Source organism: Paraburkholderia bryophila (assembly GCF_003269035.1).
In the GTDB taxonomy this organism is placed as follows: Bacteria; Pseudomonadota; Gammaproteobacteria; order Burkholderiales; family Burkholderiaceae; genus Paraburkholderia; species Paraburkholderia bryophila.
Map to the genome: position 1 here is coordinate 38,095 of NZ_QLTK01000009.1, position 16,982 is coordinate 55,076.

Sequence of the window (16,982 nt, forward strand, 5' to 3'; positions counted from 1 at the left end):
GTCCCGCTTGATGAGCCCCACTGCAGGCCATATTGTTTTGCTCGCGCCGATGACCGGTCCGGTCGTGCCGCTGGCGAAGGTGCCCGACCCGGTGTTTTCGGGCGGCATGTTCGGCGACGGCATCGGCGTCGATCCGCTCGAGGGGCGGCTCGTCGCGCCGTGCGACGGCACCGTCACGCATCTCGCGCGCACGGGTCATGCAGTCACGCTGGCCACCGCCGAAGGCGCGGAAATTCTGCTGCATATCGGTATCGACACGGTCGAACTGAACGGCAAGGGCTTTGCGCCGATGGTCGCGCAAGGCGCCCACGTGCGTGCCGGCGACATCCTGATCGAGTTCGACCAGGATCAGGTCGCGCTGAACGCGCCGAGCCTGGTATCGGTGATCGCGATTGCCAATTCGGACGCGTTCGAAATCGTCGAGCGCGTGGAAGGCGGCATGCTGAAAGCCGGTGAGACGCCGCTGCTGGTGCTGCGTGCCCGCGACGGCGCTGTCGCCGAAGCGTCGCGCCAGGCGAGCGCCACGAATGTCACGGAAGAAGCGCGTCAGCAGGTCACGCTGGTTCACGCGGGAGGCTTGCATGCGCGTCCGGCGGCGCGTGCTCGCGAAGCGGCGCGCGGTTTCGACGCACGCGTCGAAGTACGTTACGAAGGGCGCAAGGCGGCGATCGAAAGCGTGGTCGGTTTGCTCGGGCTGGGTGCGGGCGAAGGCGCGACCGTCGAATTGCTCGGCGTCGGCCCGCAAGCCAAGGCCGCGATCGAAGCGATTGCTCATGAATTGACGCGTGAAGCGCACGGCGAAGTCGAGGAAAAACCGGCCCGTCAAAGCTCGCCCGCGCCGCAAGCGGTGGCGCATCCGGCGGGTGAAGCGCTCGCGCCGAATACGCTCGCGGGCGTGTGCGCGGCGCCGGGCGTCGCGGTCGGCAAGCTGGTGCGTTGGGACGACGCTGACATCGATCCGCCGGAGAAGGCGAACGGCAGCTCGGCGGCGGAAAGCCGTCTGCTCGACAAGGCGATTGCCACCGTCGACGCGGACCTCGGCACGACCGTACGCGATGCGTCGCAACGCGGTGCGGTCGGTGAGGCGGGGATTTTCGCGGTGCATCGCGTGTTGCTCGAAGATCCGACGCTGCTCGACGCGGCGCGTGATCTGATCAGTCTCGGCAAGAGCGCCGGGTTTGCGTGGCGCGACGCGATTCGCGCGCAGATCGCGATCCTGTCGAACATCGAAGACGCGTTGCTCGCCGAACGTGCCGCCGATCTGCGCGACATCGAAAAACGCGTGCTGCGCGCACTGGGTTATACGAACGCAGCGGCACGTGTGCTGCCGGAAGAAGCCGTGCTCGCGGCGGAAGAATTCACGCCGTCGGATCTGTCGACGCTGGATCGGTCGCGTGTCACGGCACTCGTCATGGCACGCGGCGGGGCGACCTCGCACGCGGCGATTCTCGCGCGTCAGGCCGGGATTCCCGCGCTGGTTGCCGTCGGCGATGCATTGCACGCGATTCCCGAAGGCACGCAAGTCGTGGTGAACGCGACCGCCGGCCGGCTGGAGTTCGCGCCGACCGAAGTCGATGTGGAACGTGCGCGCACGGAACGCAGCCGCCTCGCCAATGTGCGCGAAGCGAACCGCCGCACGTCGCAGCAAGCGGCGGTGACCGCCGACGGTCACGCGATCGAAGTGGCGGCGAACATCGCCACGCTCGACGACGCCAAAATCGCCGTCGACAACGGCGCCGATTCCGTCGGCCTGCTGCGCACCGAGCTGCTGTTCATTCATCGCGCGGCGGCGCCGACCACGGACGAGCATCGGCAGAGCTATCAGTCGATCGTCGACGCGTTGAGCGGGCGCACCGCGATCATTCGTACGCTCGATGTCGGCGCCGACAAGGAAGTCGATTACCTGACGCTGCCGCCCGAACCGAATCCGGCGCTCGGCCTGCGCGGCATTCGCCTCGCGCAAGTGCGCCCGGATCTGCTCGACGATCAGCTGCGCGGTCTGCTGGCCGTGCAGCCGTTCGGCGCCGTGCGCATTCTGCTGCCGATGGTGACCGACTCGGGTGAGTTGATCCGCATCCGCAAACGCATCGACGAATTCGCCCGCGAGTTGGGCCGCACGGAACCGATCGAAGTCGGCGTCATGATCGAAGTGCCGTCGGCAGCCTTGCTGGCCGACCAGCTGTCGCAGTACGCGGACTTTCTGTCGATCGGCACCAACGATCTGACGCAGTACACGCTCGCGATGGACCGCTGCCAGGCCGACCTCGCCGCGCAAGCCGACGGCTTGCACCCAGCCGTGTTGCGCCTGATTGCGGCCACCGTGCAAGGGGCGGCGAAGCATGGCAAGTGGGTCGGCGTGTGCGGCGCGCTGGCGGGCGATCCGGTGGCGATGCCGCTGCTCGTCGGCCTCGGCGTGACCGAGCTGTCGGTCGATCCCGTGTCGGTGCCGGGCATCAAAGCGCGCGTGCGCAATCTCGATTATCAGTTGTGTCGCCAGCGCGCCCAGGATGCCTTGGCGCTCGAATCGGCACAGGCGGTAAGAGCAGTGAGCCGCGAAACCTGGCCGCTGGACTGAGCACCCCACAGTCCGCAGCCGGCTTCGCAGAACGAAGACGTGTAGCTAGAAAATTCAACGACAACAGTCGACCACGAGACTAAGGATTGGAGGTATCGATGGATGGGAATCCGTTTCTGAAGATTCAGCGCCTGGGACGCGCGCTGATGCTGCCGATTGCGGTGCTGCCGGTTGCCGGCCTGCTGCTGCGCCTCGGCCAACCCGATGTGTTCAACATCAAGATGATCGCCGACGCCGGCGGCGCGATTTTCGACAACCTGCCGCTGCTGTTCGCGATCGGCGTGGCGGTCGGCTTCGCGAAAGACAACAACGGCGTGGCGGGTCTCGCGGGCGCGATCGGTTATCTGATCGAAGTCGCGGTGATGAAGGACATCAACGACAAGCTGAACATGGGCGTGTTGTCGGGGATCATCGCGGGTATTGTCGCGGGCTTGTTGTACAACAAGTACAAGGACATCAAGCTGCCCGATTACCTCGCGTTCTTCGGAGGGAAACGCTTCGTGCCGATTGTCACGGGGGTGGTCTGCCTGGTGCTCGGCATAGCGTTCGGGTACGTGTGGCAACCGGTGCAAGCCGTGATCGATTCGGCCGGGCATTGGCTGACTACCGCGGGTGCGCTCGGCGCGTTCGTGTTCGGCGTGCTGAACCGTCTGCTGCTCGTCACGGGTCTGCATCACATTCTCAATTCGCTGACGTGGTTCGTGTTCGGCACGTTCACGCCGCCGGGCGGCGTCGCGGTGACGGGCGATCTGCACCGCTTCTTTGCCGGCGACCCGACGGCCGGAACGTTCATGACGGGCTTCTTCCCGGTCATGATGTTCGGTCTGCCGGCCGCCTGTCTGGCGATGTTCCATGAAGCGCCGAAGGAACGCCGTGCAGTGGTGGGCGGTTTGCTTTTCTCGATGGCCCTCACGTCGTTCCTGACGGGCGTGACCGAGCCGATCGAATTCAGCTTCATGTTCCTCGCACCGGTGCTGTATGTGATTCACGCGCTGTTGACCGGCTTGTCGCTTGCGATCTGCTCGGCGCTCGGCATTCACCTCGGCTTCACGTTCTCGGCCGGCGCGATCGACTACGTGCTGAACTACGGCCTGTCGACCAAGGGCTGGTGGGCGATTCCGATCGGCATCGTGTATTCGGTCGTGTATTACGGGCTGTTCCGCTTCTTCATCCGCAAGTTCAACATGGCGACGCCGGGTCGCGAACCCGCTGCCGCAGATGAGCAGGTCGGATCGTTCGAGGCGGGTGGTTTCGTTTCGCCGGTAGCCGGTGCGGCTGTGCCGCGTGCTCAGCGGTATATCGCTGCGCTGGGCGGTGCGGCGAATCTGTCGGTGGTGGATGCTTGCACGACGCGTCTGCGGTTGTCGGTGGTGGATTCGAACAAGGTCTCCGAGAACGAATTGAAGACGATCGGCGCGCGCGGCGTGCTCAAGCGCGGGTCGGGCAATGTGCAGGTGATCATCGGGCCGGAAGCGGACATCATCGCGGATGAAATTCGTACGGTGATCGCGCAGGGTGGTGGTGAGGCGGTGAAGGCGGCGAGTGTTGCGCCTGCTGCCGTTGCTGCGCCGGTGGCGGTTGCGACAGGCGGGCAAGGTGGTCCGCTCGATCCGGATCCGCTGCGCTGGCTCGCCGTGTTCGGCGGCGCGGGCAACGTGGTGTCGCTGGATGCGGTCGCCGCGACGCGTTTGCGCGTGGTCGTGCGCGATCCGTCGGCGGTGGATCGTCAGCGGCTCGCTACGCTCGATACGGCATGGATTTCGGCGGATACGTTCCATATCGTCGTCGGCGATTCGGCGCAACGCTACGCGGCGGTGCTGGCGACGCGTATGTCGGCCAACGGCGGCAGTGCTTCGCCTGTGCCGGCGTAATGGTTTGCTGAGAGAGCGGGGCGGCTCGCGCGCCGCTTTGCTGCGGGTCATGCATTGCTGTACTAGCGACTCCACGCGCTAACGCAGCACGGCAGCACCTCGCAACGAAAAAGCGGCACCTTGATTTTTCAAGGTGCCGCTTTTGCGTTAACCGACCGGCCTGATCGCAGCCGGTTCACCTCGCCTCAGCGCGTCTTAGCCTTCGCTTCCACCGGCTTACGCGACTCCAACCACATCACATTGATGATGCCGAACGCCAACGCCACGCCGATCCCAAGTAGCCAACTGAAATACCACATCACAAACTCCCGTAAAAAGCGTAGTGCCAGTCAATACATCGAATGATGGTTTTCCTCGAGCGCGGCGGCGGTCACCTTGCCGCGCATCACGCGATACACCCAACTGGTGTAAATCAGGATCAGCGGCAGGAAGATGACGACCGCCACCAGCATGATCTGCAGCGTCATGCGGCTCGACGTCGAATCCCACACGGTGAGGCTGCTGCGACCGTCGAGCGACGAGGGCATGATGAACGGGAACATCGAAAAGCCCGCCGTCAGAATCACGCCGATGATCATCAGCGAGGTCGACAGAAACGCGCTCTTCTCGAACCGCGAGCGCGCCAGCAGCAAGGCCAGCACGCCGCCTACCAGACCCGCCACCGGCGCGGCCGCCATCCACGGATAGTTCGCGTAGTTGGTGAGCCACAGGCCAGGCGCGCCGATCACGTTTTTCATCAGCGGATTGGCGACGGAATCGAGCGGCGGCGCGTCGATCACCTGATAGCCGCCGATCACCGTCGCGATCAGCACACCGGCAATCAGGAACAGCACCACGCCCACCAGCGACGCGATCCGCAGCGCGAGCGAGGCCCGCTCGGCCACCACGCCGTCCGACTTCATCTTCACGAAGGCCGCGCCGTGCGCCGCCAGCATCGACACGCTCACCAGCCCGCACAACACCGCGAACGGATTGAGCAGCGCGAAGAAGCCGCCGTGGTAGGTGACGCGCAGGTCGGTATCGAACGAGAACGGCACGCCTTGCAGCAGGTTGCCGAACGCGACGCCGATCACCAGCGAAGGCACGAAGCCGCCGACGAACAACGCCCAGTCCCACGCGCTGCGCCAGCGCGGGTCCTCGCGTTTGCTGCGGTAGTCGAAGCCGACCGGCCGGAAGAACAGCGAGAACAACACCAGCAACATCGCGAAGTAGAAGCCCGAGAACGAGGCCGCGTAGACCAGTGGCCACGCCGCGAACATCGCGCCGCCGGCCGTGATGAACCACACCTGATTGCCTTCCCACGTCGCGCCGACGGTGTTCACGACAATGCGGCGCTCGGCGTCGGTCTTCGCGATGAACGGCAGCAGAATCGCCGCGCCCATGTCGAAGCCGTCGGTGAGCGCGAAGCCGATCAGCAGCACGCCGATCAGCACCCACCAGATCAGTTTGAGGGTTGCGTAATCCATGATGATCTTTTCCTTGATGCTCAGTGGCGGCGCATCAGGCTGCCGTGTTGGTCGGCAGCGGCTGATTCAGCGGCGCTTGCAGTTCGTGGTGGTAGCGGCCGGTATGCAAAGACGACGGCCCCAGACGCGCGTACTTGAACATCAGCATGATTTCGATGATGAACAACACCGTGTAGAACACCACGAAGCCGCCGATGCTCAGATACAGATCGGTCGGCGTCAGGCTCGACGCGGAAAGGCTGGTCGGCAGGATGCCGGCGATCGTCCACGGTTGACGGCCCACTTCAGCCACGATCCAGCCGAACTCGGCCGCGAGCCACGGCAACGGGATCGCCCACACCGCCCAGCGCAGGAACCAGCGCCGCTTTTCCAGCAGCAGCGAGCGTTGCGCGCAAAACCAGAACGCCGTGACGAAGGTCGCGAGGAACAGGATGCCGAGGCCGACCATCAGGCGGAACGAGAAGAACACGGGAGCGACTGGCGGAATCGTTTTCTTCGCCGCCTGGACGATCTGGTCCGGCGTCGCGTCGGTGACGTTCGCGGTGAACTGCTTGAGCATCAGGCCGTAGCCGAGGTCTTTCTTGTGCGCGTCGAAAGCGGCTTTGGCTTCGTCGGTGGCATCGCCCTGCTTGAGCTTTTGCAGCGCGGCGTAGGCCAGCATGCCGTTCTTGATGCGCACTTCGTTTTGCGCCATCAGGTCTTTCAGGCCGACCACGGGTTCATCGACCGAACGGGTGGCGATCAGGCCGAGTGCGTACGGAATCCGGATCGCGTAGTCCGTGCGCTCCTCCTTCTGATTCGGAATACCGATGATCGTGAACGGTGCGGGCGCCGGCGCGGTTTCCCATTCGGATTCGATCGCGGCCAGTTTCACCTGCTGGACTTCACCGGTGCGGTAGCCGGATTCGTCGCCGAGCACGATCACGCACAACGTCGACGCCAGACCGAAGCCGGCGGCAATCGCGAACGAACGCAGCGCGAATTCGGTGTCGCGGCGCTTGAGCAGATACCACGACGACACGCCGAGCACGAACATCGACGCGGTCACGTAACCGGCCGACACGGTGTGCACGAACTTCACCTGCGCGACCGGGTTGAACAGCACGGAGAAGATGCTGTCGAGTTCCATCCGCATGGTCTGGTAGTTGAAGGTGGCGCCGACCGGATTGTTCATCCAGCCGTTGGCCACCAGAATCCACAGCGCGGACAGATTCGAGCCGAGCGCGACGAGGAAAGTGACCATGACGTGCTGCACTTTCGAGAGTCGCTTCCAGCCGAAGAAGAACAGACCGACGAAGGTCGATTCCAGAAAGAACGCCATCAGGCCTTCAACGGCGAGCGGCACGCCGAAAATGTCGCCGACATAGTGCGAGTAATACGACCAGTTGGTGCCGAACTGGAATTCAAGCGTCAACCCCGTGGTCACGCCCATCGCGAAGTTGATCCCGAACAGCTTGCCCCAGAACTGGGTCATGTCCTTGTAGATCTGCTTGCCGGTCATCACATAGACGGATTCCATGATGACGAGCAGCCACGACAGGCCGAGCGTGAGCGGCACGAACAGAAAGTGATAAAGCGCCGTGATGGCGAACTGGAGGCGCGATAGTTCTACGACTTCGCTAACGTGCATGTTGATCACCTTGGGACGGATGGGAGGCAGGCACGGACAACAGCATCTGCGCGACTTGCTCGGGCGGCAGCGACATGTGCTCCGCCTGCGGATGATTGAAAAACGTGTATTTGAGCGCCATCAGCAGTACAAATTTGATGGCGAGGACGATGGCGATGTCCCGCGCCAACGTCGGACCGCGCACCCAGCCGTCGAACCGTTTGCGCAGGTTCGAGCGGGGGCGGTTGTTGCGTTTGAGGGCTATGGTCATGATCGGTCGAAGGCGACTTCTCGCCGGTGAGTCCGGCTGGATCCAGGCCGCTTGAGCGGTCTGGAGAGTGCATCCCGATTCTAGGAGCAGAACCCTATGCGCATCATTTCAGCGCTGCGGCATTGGGTCGCTACGCTCGCCCCGTCTGAACAGTATTGCCATCTGGTTTGTGATACGTCAAGAAAACGTAGGGAGGATGGGCGAGGCTACGAGAGGGTCCGAGCACGGCGAAGGCGTCGCCGTACGGACGAAAAAAAGCCCCGCCGTCTTGCGAGGGCGGGGCTTTGCGGGCAGTTGGCGTTGACCTGGCGGTGTGCCTTGCTGCGAAGGTTTACGCCTTACGCATATTCAGTCAGGGCACCGCGCATCTTCTTCATGGCGCTGGCTTCGATCTGGCGAATCCGTTCCGCCGACACGCCGAACTCGTCGGCGAGTTCGTGCAGCGTCGAGCCGCCCGAACCGTCGTCTTCCACCTTCAGCCAGCGTGCCTCGATAATGCGGCGGCTGCGGGCATCCAACGCGTTCAGCGCGCTCGCGATACCGTCGCTTTGCAGCTTGTCGCGTTGGCGCGAAGCCAGTACGGCGGTCGGTTCGCTATGCGAATCGGCCAGATAGGCGATCGGCGCGTACGCCTCTTCACCGTCTTCCACCTGGCCTTCGAGCGCGATATCGCCGCCTGACAAACGCGTTTCCATTTCGGAGACTTCTTCGCGCTTCACGTTCAGCTCTTTGGCCAGATCGTCGATCTGGTCCGGCGTGAACGCGCCCAGCCCCTGCTTGTGGCTGCGCAGGTTGAAGAACAGCTTGCGTTGCGCCTTGGTGGTGGCGACCTTCACCATCCGCCAGTTGCGCAGAATGTATTCGTGGATCTCAGCCTTGATCCAGTGCATGGCGTACGACACCAGGCGCACGTTCTGCTCCGGGTCGAAGCGTTTCACGGCCTTCATCAGGCCGATGTTGCCTTCCTGAATCAGGTCGGCGTGCGGCAGCCCGTAACCGAGATAGTTGCGCGCGATCGACACGACCAGGCGCAAGTGCGACAGCACCATACGGCGCGCGGACTCGAGGTTGTCCTGCTCGCGAAATTCGGTGGCGAACTGGCGTTCTTCTGCCGGCGTCAGCATCGGAATCCGATTAACGGCCTGGATGTAGGCGTCGATATTGCCCAGTTGGCCGGGCAGCAGCGAGGAATGCGAGAGCGCCAGCGCACCTGCCGAAGCGGCCTTAGCCGCCGACGGGCTCAGAGTACTCGGAAGGGTGATTGCATGGCTCACGTGGAAAACTCCTTTGGAATCAGACAAAAGCGTATTCAGGTAAACGACTCCAGCGTTGGATGTTAGCACTCTGATTTCCCGAGTGCTAATACTTAGAGGTCGTAGGGACATCCAAGTTCCGCAATTTTCTATTGAAATTTGAATTTCAATAGCCATGATACGCGTTCTGCGCAGGCCATGCGTGAGCCGTATAACTTACCTAACAGTATGCCTTCATTGTTATATTTGACCGATTTTTGCGGATTTTGATGTGACTAATTGCGAAAACTTAGGTTTCTTCATACGATCCATCGATCCGACTTTGTCTTTAGAATAAGGGGACTGTTACAGATCCTTTAACGTTCGGCGAGATCGGGTGTTAGATGAACAATAAAAACGATGGGTTGCGTGGTCTGGCGCTAAAAGCCGCGTGTGCGGCCCTGTTGATCGGCGCCTCGGCGGCGGCCTCGGCCGACCAGTTCGGCGTGCAGATCGCCGGCGGTCTCGGCGACCGGCACGTCAAGAAACTCGATCTCGGCTTCGTCTGGGATCCGAATCTGACCTGGTGGCAGATCGGCGACTGGCATTTCTCGCTGATCGGTGAAGCGCACCTCGCCTGGTGGCATACCAACGAAGGTAATGTGCACGACAACATCGGTGAAGTTGGTGTGACGCCGATCATCCGTTTCATCAAGGGAAGCGGGTCGCTGCGTCCGTACGCCGAACTGGGCGCGGGCATCCGGCTGCTGTCGAGTCCGCGGCTGTCCGACAAGTTCACGCTCGGCACCGCGTTCCAGTTCGCCGACATGGCGGGCGTGGGGCTGCAGTTCGGCAGCCACCAGCAGTATCAGGCGGGCTACCGTTTCCAGCATGTTTCCAACGGTGGTATCAAAGAGCCGAATCCTGGTATAAATTTCCACCAGCTATATCTGCAATATAACTTCTGACGACCGTGGCCTCGTTCGGCTTACCGGTGCGAGGGGCTGAGCGATGGTGGCAAAGATGATCGAAGCGATTCGCGGGCTCGAGCGAGAGCGCTTTCGTGCGATGGTCGACGGCGACGGGCCTTCGCTCGACGCGCTGCTCGCGGATAACGTCAGCTATGTCCATACGAACGGCAAGCGGGAAACGAAGCGGCAGTTCATCGACGGCATCACCGCCGGGCGGCGGCGTTACCGGCAGATCGAGGTGCAGTCCCAAGACGTGCTGCCGGTCGGCCGCGAAACCTGCGTCGTGACCGGCCGCGCGCTGATCGAGATGGAAGCGAATAACGGCGCGTTGCTGTTTCCGATCGCCTACACGGCGATTCATACGCAGGAAGACGGGCAATGGCGGCTGATCGCGTGGCAGGCGACCCGTTGTGCGATCGAGTGAGCCTCGTGGGCTCACGTTTTCCTTTTCAGGGCCGCTGCGCCTTGTGAGCGCATGGCCCATGACCCATGACATTAAGCGGCGAGAGTGCGTGGGTTTCAGCGTTTCGCCTCACCTTGTCTCGACTTGCGTGTGAATCTCACGCGGCAATGGGTTGCCGGCTTGCGGCGCTTTGCTTCATGACGCCGCCAGACTTATGAGTCGTCGTTTCTTCTGTGGTTATCGCTTCCTCGCCAGTGACGCCATCGCCTCGCCGTACCTTCGTCTGCCGCGCCGCAACGCCCGCATACGGATGCCGCTGATGCACCGGAAGCTGGTTGCAGCGCTCCACGACACGCCGCACCGCATCGATATCCGAGAAATCCAGACCTGAGTCCACGCCCTGCGCGTCGAGGTTCATCGCGAGCGTGACGAGATCCAGATTGCCGGTGCGCTCGCCGTTGCCGAACAGACATCCTTCGACGCGGTCCGCGCCCGCCATCAGCGCGAGTTCCGCCGCGGCCACGGCCGTACCGCGATCGTTATGCGGATGCACCGACAGCACGATGCTGTCGCGATAGCCGAGATTGCGGTGCATCCATTCGATCTGATCGGCGAAGACGTTCGGCGTCGCCGCTTCGACGCTCGCAGGCAGGTTGACGATCATCTTGCGATCGCGCGTGGGCCGCCACGTTTGCGCGACCGCGTCGCAAACCTCGCGCGAGAACGGCAGCTCCGCCGTGTTGAAGGTCTCGGGCGAGTACTGGAAGGTCCACTGCGTCTGCGGCCGCGCCTGCGCGTGTGCCTTGATGACCCGTGTGCCTTCCACGGCCAGCGCCTTGATCTCGGCCTTCGACTGGTTGAAGACGATACGCCGGAACGACGGACAGATCGCGTTGTACAAATGGACGATGGCGCGTGGCGCGCCCGCGAGCGCGTCGAAAGTCCGCGCGATCAATTCGGCGCGCGACGGCACGAACGCTTCGATGGTCACGTCGTCGGGAATGCGCTTTTCTTCGATCAGCTTGCGCACGAAGTCGAAGTCGGTTTGCGAGGCCGACGGAAAGCCCACCTCGATCTCCTTGAAGCCGATCGCCACCAGCATCTCGAAGAATTCGAGCTTCTGCGTGGCGTTCATCGGTTCGATCAGCGCCTGGTTGCCGTCACGCAGATCGGTGCTCATCCAGACGGGCGCCTGGTCGATCGTGCGACTCGGCCATTTGCGGCCGGTCAGCCGCACGGTGGGGAAGGGACGGTATTTTTCAGCGGGATTGCGCAACATGTCGGGCCTCGTTCGTGGTGTCGTGTGCGAAAGGGTGTGGCGTCGAGCGGTTGGCGGACGGCCACGGGTGCACGGTCCGCCAGCCGATGGCTAGCGGCACCAACGAACGGGCGCGAACGAACAGCGTCATGGCGACGACGAAAACGGACGTGGATGATGCCCATGCAACGTGCATATGACCCTCGCGCTTCGTCCGAACGGTAAGCGGACGAATGCAAACGACTACAGGTTGTGAAGAACTACGGTTTGGGGTGACGCGGGAACTGCTGGAACTGCCGGGAGGACTGTGCTCTGGCGCAACCCCCGTGGGTGGCCAATGCGCAGCGCTACGTCTGACTTACGCTAGACGTAGCGATAGGGGCCGCGCCAGGCGGCCGAAGCTAATTCGGAGGGTGTTCGGAAGGAAACGCATGAGGGCTAATTTAAGACAGCGTGCGGCGGTGTGTCAACTCGCGGCGCTTGCGTTTCCTGAAGCGAACGCTGTTTTCCACGCCGGGCGGCTGAGCGCAGCGCAGATCAAACCGGCATTCTCGCGACGTCGACGATCAACTCGACCTGCCGCTCGATGGCGCTCGGCACGGGCGCTTCGCCGCGTAATACGGCGGCGATCCATGCGGCGGTAGTCGGCGCGTCCCTGGCCTCGGGCAAGTCGACCTCGGGCGCATCCGGCGACGAGCGCTCGTGCGGCACGCGCGTTTCGCAGACGCCGTCGTGCAACCAGTCCACCTGCACCTGACGGCGCGTGTCGGCCACCGCTTCGCCTTCGGTGCCGCGCGCCAGCAGCGCGCCGCCCTCGGCCGCATCGGGATGCGTGTTGAACAGTTGCGTGAGACTGTCCCGGTACGGCGGATGCGTGTAATTGACGAGGCGCAGCCCAGCCGGTGCAAACGGCTGCAGGATTTTCACCAGTGTATGGGTCGAATTGCGTACCCCCATGCGCCGCCGCAACGCGAGCAGGCGCGCGAGTTTCTGGGCGAGCACGTCGATCGGTGCGAACGCGATACGCCGCTCGGCGAGACCGTCTTCGATATCGGCGTGCGCGTGTGCGTGAGGAATCTGCAGATGCGTGAAGATTTCCGCGCTGGTCACGCGGCCCGGATCTTCGGTGACGCCATGCACTAGCACCGGCACGCCTTCGCGCGCCAACAGCAGCGCGAGCAACGGCACCAGGTTGGGTTGCTTGCGCGCGCCGTTGTAGCTGGGGATCGACACCGGCCGGAACTCGCCGTGCGGCAGATGAATCGGCTCGAACGACGCATGCGCGCCGGCCAGCATCGCGGCGAGCTCATCGGCGGTCTCGCCTTTTACGCGGTAGGCGAGCAGCACCGCGCCGAGTTCGAGCTCGGCCACGCGGCCGTCGAGCATGGCGCTGTAGAGCGAGCGTGTGTCGTCGGCGGTCAGCGCGCGGGCGCCGTTCGGGCCGCGGCCGATTTCCTTGATGAAACGGGCGCAAGGGAAGGGGGTCACGGTGTCGGCGGAGTCGGTCATCGGGCGCGGGAGACGAGGTGGCGTGCCGCCTGGAGCGGTCTGCCACGGTATTCAAAGGATTGTTCAGTGTGAGTATCGCATCTATGACGCTTCGGCGAGGCCGCGCGCCGGATTCGCCGCCGCCGCGCGCGCTTGCCCGACTGCCCGACTGCCGCGCGTGGCGCTTTTCCGCGCGTTACACTCGATGCTTTAGCGCCGCCGCGGCGTCCCACCACAGTGCTGCACCGCAGTGGTACACCGCAGTGGTACACATCAAGCAACGGAGAACGGGATGAGTTACGTATTTGCACCCGCACCGCAAGTCGCGGTGCCGGTCGTGGGATCCAGCGAGCAATTCGCGGTGCGTCGCATCTACTGTGTGGGCCGCAATTACGAGGCGCACGCGCGCGAGATGGGACATGATCCCGACCGCGAACCGCCGTTCTTCTTCAGCAAGCCGGCCGATGCCGTGCTGTACGTCGCGCCCGGCACGACCGGCGAGTTCCCGTACCCGTCGCTGTCGAAAAACGTTCACTTCGAAATGGAGCTGGTGGCGGCGATCGGCCAGGGCGGCAAGAACATTCCGGCTGAGAGCGCGCTCGATCACGTCTACGGCTATGCGCTCGGTCTCGACATGACGCGCCGCGATCTGCAGGCCGAGGCGAAGAAGCTGGGCCGTCCGTGGGATACCGCGAAGGGCTTCGACCATTCGGCGCCGTTGGGCCCGATTCACCCGGTGACGACGGTGGGTCACGTCGCCAGGGGCGCGATCTGGTTGTCGGTGAACGGCGAGGAAAAGCAAAGCTCGGACGTGTCGCAACTGATCTGGTCGGTGGCCGAGACGATTGCGTATCTGTCGACGCTGTTCGAACTGCAAACCGGCGATCTGATTTTCACCGGCACGCCGGAAGGTGTCGGCGCGGTGGTGCAGGGCGACCTGATGAAGGGCGGCGTGGACGGACTCGGCGAGTTCAGCGTGCGCGTGGTCTGAGGGCGGGCCGGAGGAGACAGACAAGATGAAGCTTTACAGCTACTTCCGTAGTTCGGCGTCGTACCGCGTGCGCATTGCATTGAACGTCAAGAACCTGCCGTACGACTATGTGCCGGTGCACCTGGTGCGCGACGGCGGCGAGCAGTTGAAGCCGGAGTATCGCAAGGTGAACCTGGACGGCATCGTGCCGACCTTCGTCGACGGCAACGAGGTGATGCCGCAGTCGCTCGCGATCATCGAGTATCTGGAGGAAACGCATCCGCAGCCGCCGCTGTTGCCGGGGACGCCGGCCGAGCGCGCGTATGTGCGCTCGGTGGCGTTGCAGGTGGCGTGCGAGATTCATCCGCTGAACAACCTGCGCGTGCTGAAGTACCTGAAGCACACGCTGTGCGTGGAGGAAGATGCGAAAGACGCGTGGTACAAGCATTGGGTCGAGGCGGGCTTCGCGACACTGGAAACCCATCTGGCCGGCAACCCGCGCACCGGCAAGCTGTGTTTCGGCGACACGCCGACCTTGGCGGACGCCTGTCTGATTCCGCAAGTGTTCAATGCGCAGCGCTTCAAGGTCGACACGGCGAAGTTTCCGACGATTCAGCGCATCTACGATCACGCGATGCAACTCGACGCGTTTGCTCGCGCGGCGCCTGGCGTGCAGCCGGACGCTGAGTGAGGTGAGGGGTTGAAGGTGAAAAGGGCACTCCGCGGAGTGCCCTTTTGCTTGTTGTTGATTCTGTTGCCGATGTCGCCTTTGCTGCGCGAACAGAGTTCTCGCGCCGTTCAACCGCCCAGCAGCGCGTCCGAAAACTCTTCCGCGCTGAACGGTTGCAAATCCTCGACCTTCTCGCCGACGCCGATGAAATACACCGGGATCGGCCGCTGCCGTGCGATCGCGGCAAGAATGCCACCCTTCGCCGTGCCATCGAGCTTGGTGACGATCAGGCCGGTGAGGCCCAGCGCGTCGTCGAAGGCTTTCACTTGCGCGAGCGCGTTCTGGCCGGTGTTCGCGTCGATCACCAGCAGCACTTCGTGCGGCGCGCCGTCTAGCGCCTTGCCGATTACGCGCTTCACCTTGCGCAGCTCTTCCATCAGATGCAACTGGGTGGGCAACCGGCCGGCCGTGTCCGCCATCATCACGTCGATCTTGCGCGCTCGCGCGGCGCCGACCGCGTCGAAGATCACCGCCGCCGGGTCGCCGCTTTCCTGCGACACGACCGTGACGTTGTTGCGCTGACCCCAGATCGCCAACTGCTCGCGTGCGGCGGCGCGGAACGTGTCGCCGGCGGCCAGCAGTACCGACTGGTCGAAACTCTGCAGATGCTTGGCGAGCTTGCCGATACTGGTGGTTTTGCCCGCGCCGTTCACGCCGGCGATCATCATGACGAGCGGCTGCGCGCGGCCGAGCATCAGCGATTTTTCGAGCGGCTTGAGCAGGTCGATCAGCAGTGTGCGCAGCGCCGCCTTCACCTGTTGCGGATCGGTGAGGCGCTCGGCACGCACCTTTTCGCGCAGCGATTCGAGCAGGAACTCGGTGGCGCCGACGCCCGCGTCGGACATCAGCAGTGCGGTTTCGAGTTCCTCGTAGAGGTCGTCGTCGATCTTCGCGTTGACAAAAATGCCGGTCAGGCTGGAACTCGTTTTCGACAGGCCGGTTTTCAGGCGTGTCAGCCACGAACGCTTGGCGCTGGCATCCTGCGTGGGAGGCGGGACGATTTCGACGGTTTCCGGCGTTTCCGCAGCTTCGTATTCTTCTGAGAACGTGGCTTCTTCGGGCTCCGGCTCGATTGGGGCGGCCACGGGAGCTGGGGCAGGAGCGGCCGGAGCCACCGCCGGACGCGGCGCCGACGGCGCGACAGGCGCGGCCGGCGTCTCTACAGCGCGTTCGGGCGCCAGGTTTTCCGGCGTGGTTTGCGACTCGTCCGACGCGTTATCGGACTCTTTCGAACCCTTGAATCGTTTGAAAAAGCTGAACATGATCTGGCGTGGTGAGAGCGCGCGCCGATGCGCGCAGCCGGCACAAGGCCGGTGGGAGCGGCAGGCAGCGTTGCGATGCGGGATGCAAGGCGCTGGAAGCCGCACATTTTATCAGGCGCGCCGCCGCCCGTCGTATCGGCCGAACGGCCAGGCTGGACGCGGCGCGCCCCTGTGGTAACGTTGGCGCTCCGGCCCTCACGCATCGGCGTGGCGGGCGCCTATATCAAGTCATCGAAACTGCATGCCCCGTTCTTCATCTTCACGCGCTCACGGCGCTTCGTCCAAAGGCGGCAAACCGCACGCCATCCGTATCATTGGCGGCGACTGGAAGCGCACACCTTTGCCCGTGCTCGACCTCGACGGCCTGCGCCCCACGCCTGACCGCGTGCGCGAAACGCTCTTCAACTGGCTTGGCCAGGACCTGGAAGGCCGGCGCTGCCTCGATCTGTTTGCCGGCAGCGGCGCGTTGGGCTTCGAGGCGGCGTCGCGCGGCGCCGCGCGGGTCCTGATGGTGGAGCGCAATGCGCGCGCCGCCGCCCAGTTGCGCGCGAACCAGGCGCGCCTCGCGGCCCGCACGATCGAAATCGCCGAAGCGGACGGCCTGCGGCTTGCTGCAAGCCTGGCGCCCGGCTCGTTCGAGGTGGTGTTTCTCGATCCGCCTTTCGACGCCGGCTTGCTCGACAAGGCGCTCGCGCTGGCCGTGCCGTTGGTCAGCGCCGAAGGTTTTCTCTACGTGGAAGCGGGCGAGGCGCTGGAACCCGAGGGCAACGAGACGCTGGCCGGCTGGGAAATCGTGCGGCAAGGGAAAGCGGGCGCTGTCCACTTTCATTTGCTGCAGCGCGAAAATAAGGAATAATGCGCGTTCCATAACAAGCG

At 63.7% G+C, this 16,982-nt stretch carries 14 protein-coding genes and 1 pseudogene; 7 read left to right on the forward strand and 8 right to left on the reverse strand.

The features are described from left to right. Window positions 1-10 precede the first annotated feature (10 nt). A complete protein-coding gene (gene ptsP / locus BX591_RS16000) occupies window positions 11-2,575 on the forward strand; it encodes a phosphoenolpyruvate--protein phosphotransferase (RefSeq protein ID WP_176343089.1) in 2,565 nt (854 codons plus the stop codon). 98 nt (window positions 2,576-2,673) lie between these two features. Further along, window positions 2,674-4,446, forward strand: a complete 1,773-nt coding sequence (nagE, locus tag BX591_RS16005; protein ID WP_111932383.1) for an N-acetylglucosamine-specific PTS transporter subunit IIBC — start codon at window positions 2,674-2,676, stop codon at window positions 4,444-4,446. 185 nt (window positions 4,447-4,631) lie between these two features. Here the strand turns inward: nagE and cydX are convergent, their stop codons facing one another. The 5 genes from cydX to rpoH all read right to left on the reverse strand — a co-directional run bounded on the left by cydX (window position 4,632) and on the right by rpoH (window position 9,066). Further along, entirely contained in the window at window positions 4,632-4,745 is a 114-nt protein-coding gene (cydX, locus tag BX591_RS16010) for a cytochrome bd-I oxidase subunit CydX (RefSeq protein ID WP_111932384.1), read from the reverse strand. A 30-nt stretch (window positions 4,746-4,775) separates the two neighbouring features. Further along, entirely contained in the window at window positions 4,776-5,912 is a 1,137-nt protein-coding gene (gene cydB / locus BX591_RS16015; RefSeq protein ID WP_111932385.1) for a cytochrome d ubiquinol oxidase subunit II, read from the reverse strand. Window positions 5,913-5,946: 34 nt separating this feature from the next. Continuing rightward, window positions 5,947-7,542, reverse strand: coding sequence for a cytochrome ubiquinol oxidase subunit I (locus BX591_RS16020; RefSeq protein WP_111932386.1), 1,596 nt, complete (start codon window positions 7,540-7,542; stop codon window positions 5,947-5,949). Continuing rightward, window positions 7,532-7,792, reverse strand: coding sequence for a cytochrome oxidase putative small subunit CydP (gene cydP, locus BX591_RS16025; protein WP_111932387.1), 261 nt, complete (start codon window positions 7,790-7,792; stop codon window positions 7,532-7,534). Before cydP ends, BX591_RS16020 begins: the two co-directional genes overlap by 11 nt. 338 nt (window positions 7,793-8,130) lie before the next feature. Next, a complete protein-coding gene (rpoH, locus tag BX591_RS16030; RefSeq protein ID WP_111932388.1) occupies window positions 8,131-9,066 on the reverse strand; it encodes an RNA polymerase sigma factor RpoH in 936 nt (311 codons plus the stop codon). A 362-nt stretch (window positions 9,067-9,428) separates the two neighbouring features. On the opposite strand from rpoH, the gene BX591_RS16035 reads away from it, so the two are divergent. Then, the gene (locus tag BX591_RS16035; protein ID WP_111932389.1) at window positions 9,429-9,992 is read left to right on the forward strand and encodes an acyloxyacyl hydrolase; all 564 of its coding nucleotides are present in this window, start codon (window positions 9,429-9,431) and stop codon (window positions 9,990-9,992) included. A gap of 43 nt (window positions 9,993-10,035) precedes the next feature. After that, window positions 10,036-10,419, forward strand: a complete 384-nt coding sequence (locus BX591_RS16040; protein WP_111932390.1) for a nuclear transport factor 2 family protein — start codon at window positions 10,036-10,038, stop codon at window positions 10,417-10,419. Window positions 10,420-10,696: 277 nt separating this feature from the next. Here the strand turns inward: BX591_RS16040 and BX591_RS16045 are convergent. After that, window positions 10,697-11,677, reverse strand: a pseudogene (locus BX591_RS16045) (2-isopropylmalate synthase); the annotation flags it as partial. Between the two features lie 516 nt (window positions 11,678-12,193). Then, on the reverse strand, window positions 12,194-13,165 hold the full coding sequence (ybiB, locus tag BX591_RS16050) for a DNA-binding protein YbiB (RefSeq protein ID WP_111932391.1): 972 nt from the start codon (window positions 13,163-13,165) through the stop codon (window positions 12,194-12,196). Window positions 13,166-13,436: 271 nt separating this feature from the next. Between ybiB and BX591_RS16055 the strand changes: the two genes are divergently transcribed. Together BX591_RS16055 and maiA are read left to right on the forward strand one after the other, a co-directional pair. Continuing rightward, on the forward strand, window positions 13,437-14,135 hold the full coding sequence (locus BX591_RS16055) for a fumarylacetoacetate hydrolase family protein (RefSeq protein WP_111932392.1): 699 nt from the start codon (window positions 13,437-13,439) through the stop codon (window positions 14,133-14,135). Between the two features lie 25 nt (window positions 14,136-14,160). Beyond that, entirely contained in the window at window positions 14,161-14,805 is a 645-nt protein-coding gene (gene maiA / locus BX591_RS16060; RefSeq protein WP_111932393.1) for a maleylacetoacetate isomerase, read from the forward strand. Between the two features lie 107 nt (window positions 14,806-14,912). On the opposite strand, the gene ftsY is transcribed toward maiA, so the two are convergent. Further along, window positions 14,913-16,106 carry a signal recognition particle-docking protein FtsY gene (gene ftsY / locus BX591_RS16065; protein WP_111932394.1) on the reverse strand — a complete coding sequence of 398 codons (1,194 nt, stop codon included), beginning with the start codon at window positions 16,104-16,106 and terminating at the stop codon, window positions 14,913-14,915. 241 nt (window positions 16,107-16,347) lie between these two features. Here ftsY and rsmD point away from each other — a divergent pair, with 241 nt between their 5' ends. After that, window positions 16,348-16,962 carry a 16S rRNA (guanine(966)-N(2))-methyltransferase RsmD gene (gene rsmD / locus BX591_RS16070; RefSeq protein WP_111932395.1) on the forward strand — a complete coding sequence of 205 codons (615 nt, stop codon included), beginning with the start codon at window positions 16,348-16,350 and terminating at the stop codon, window positions 16,960-16,962. The last annotated feature ends 20 nt before the right edge of the window (window positions 16,963-16,982 follow it).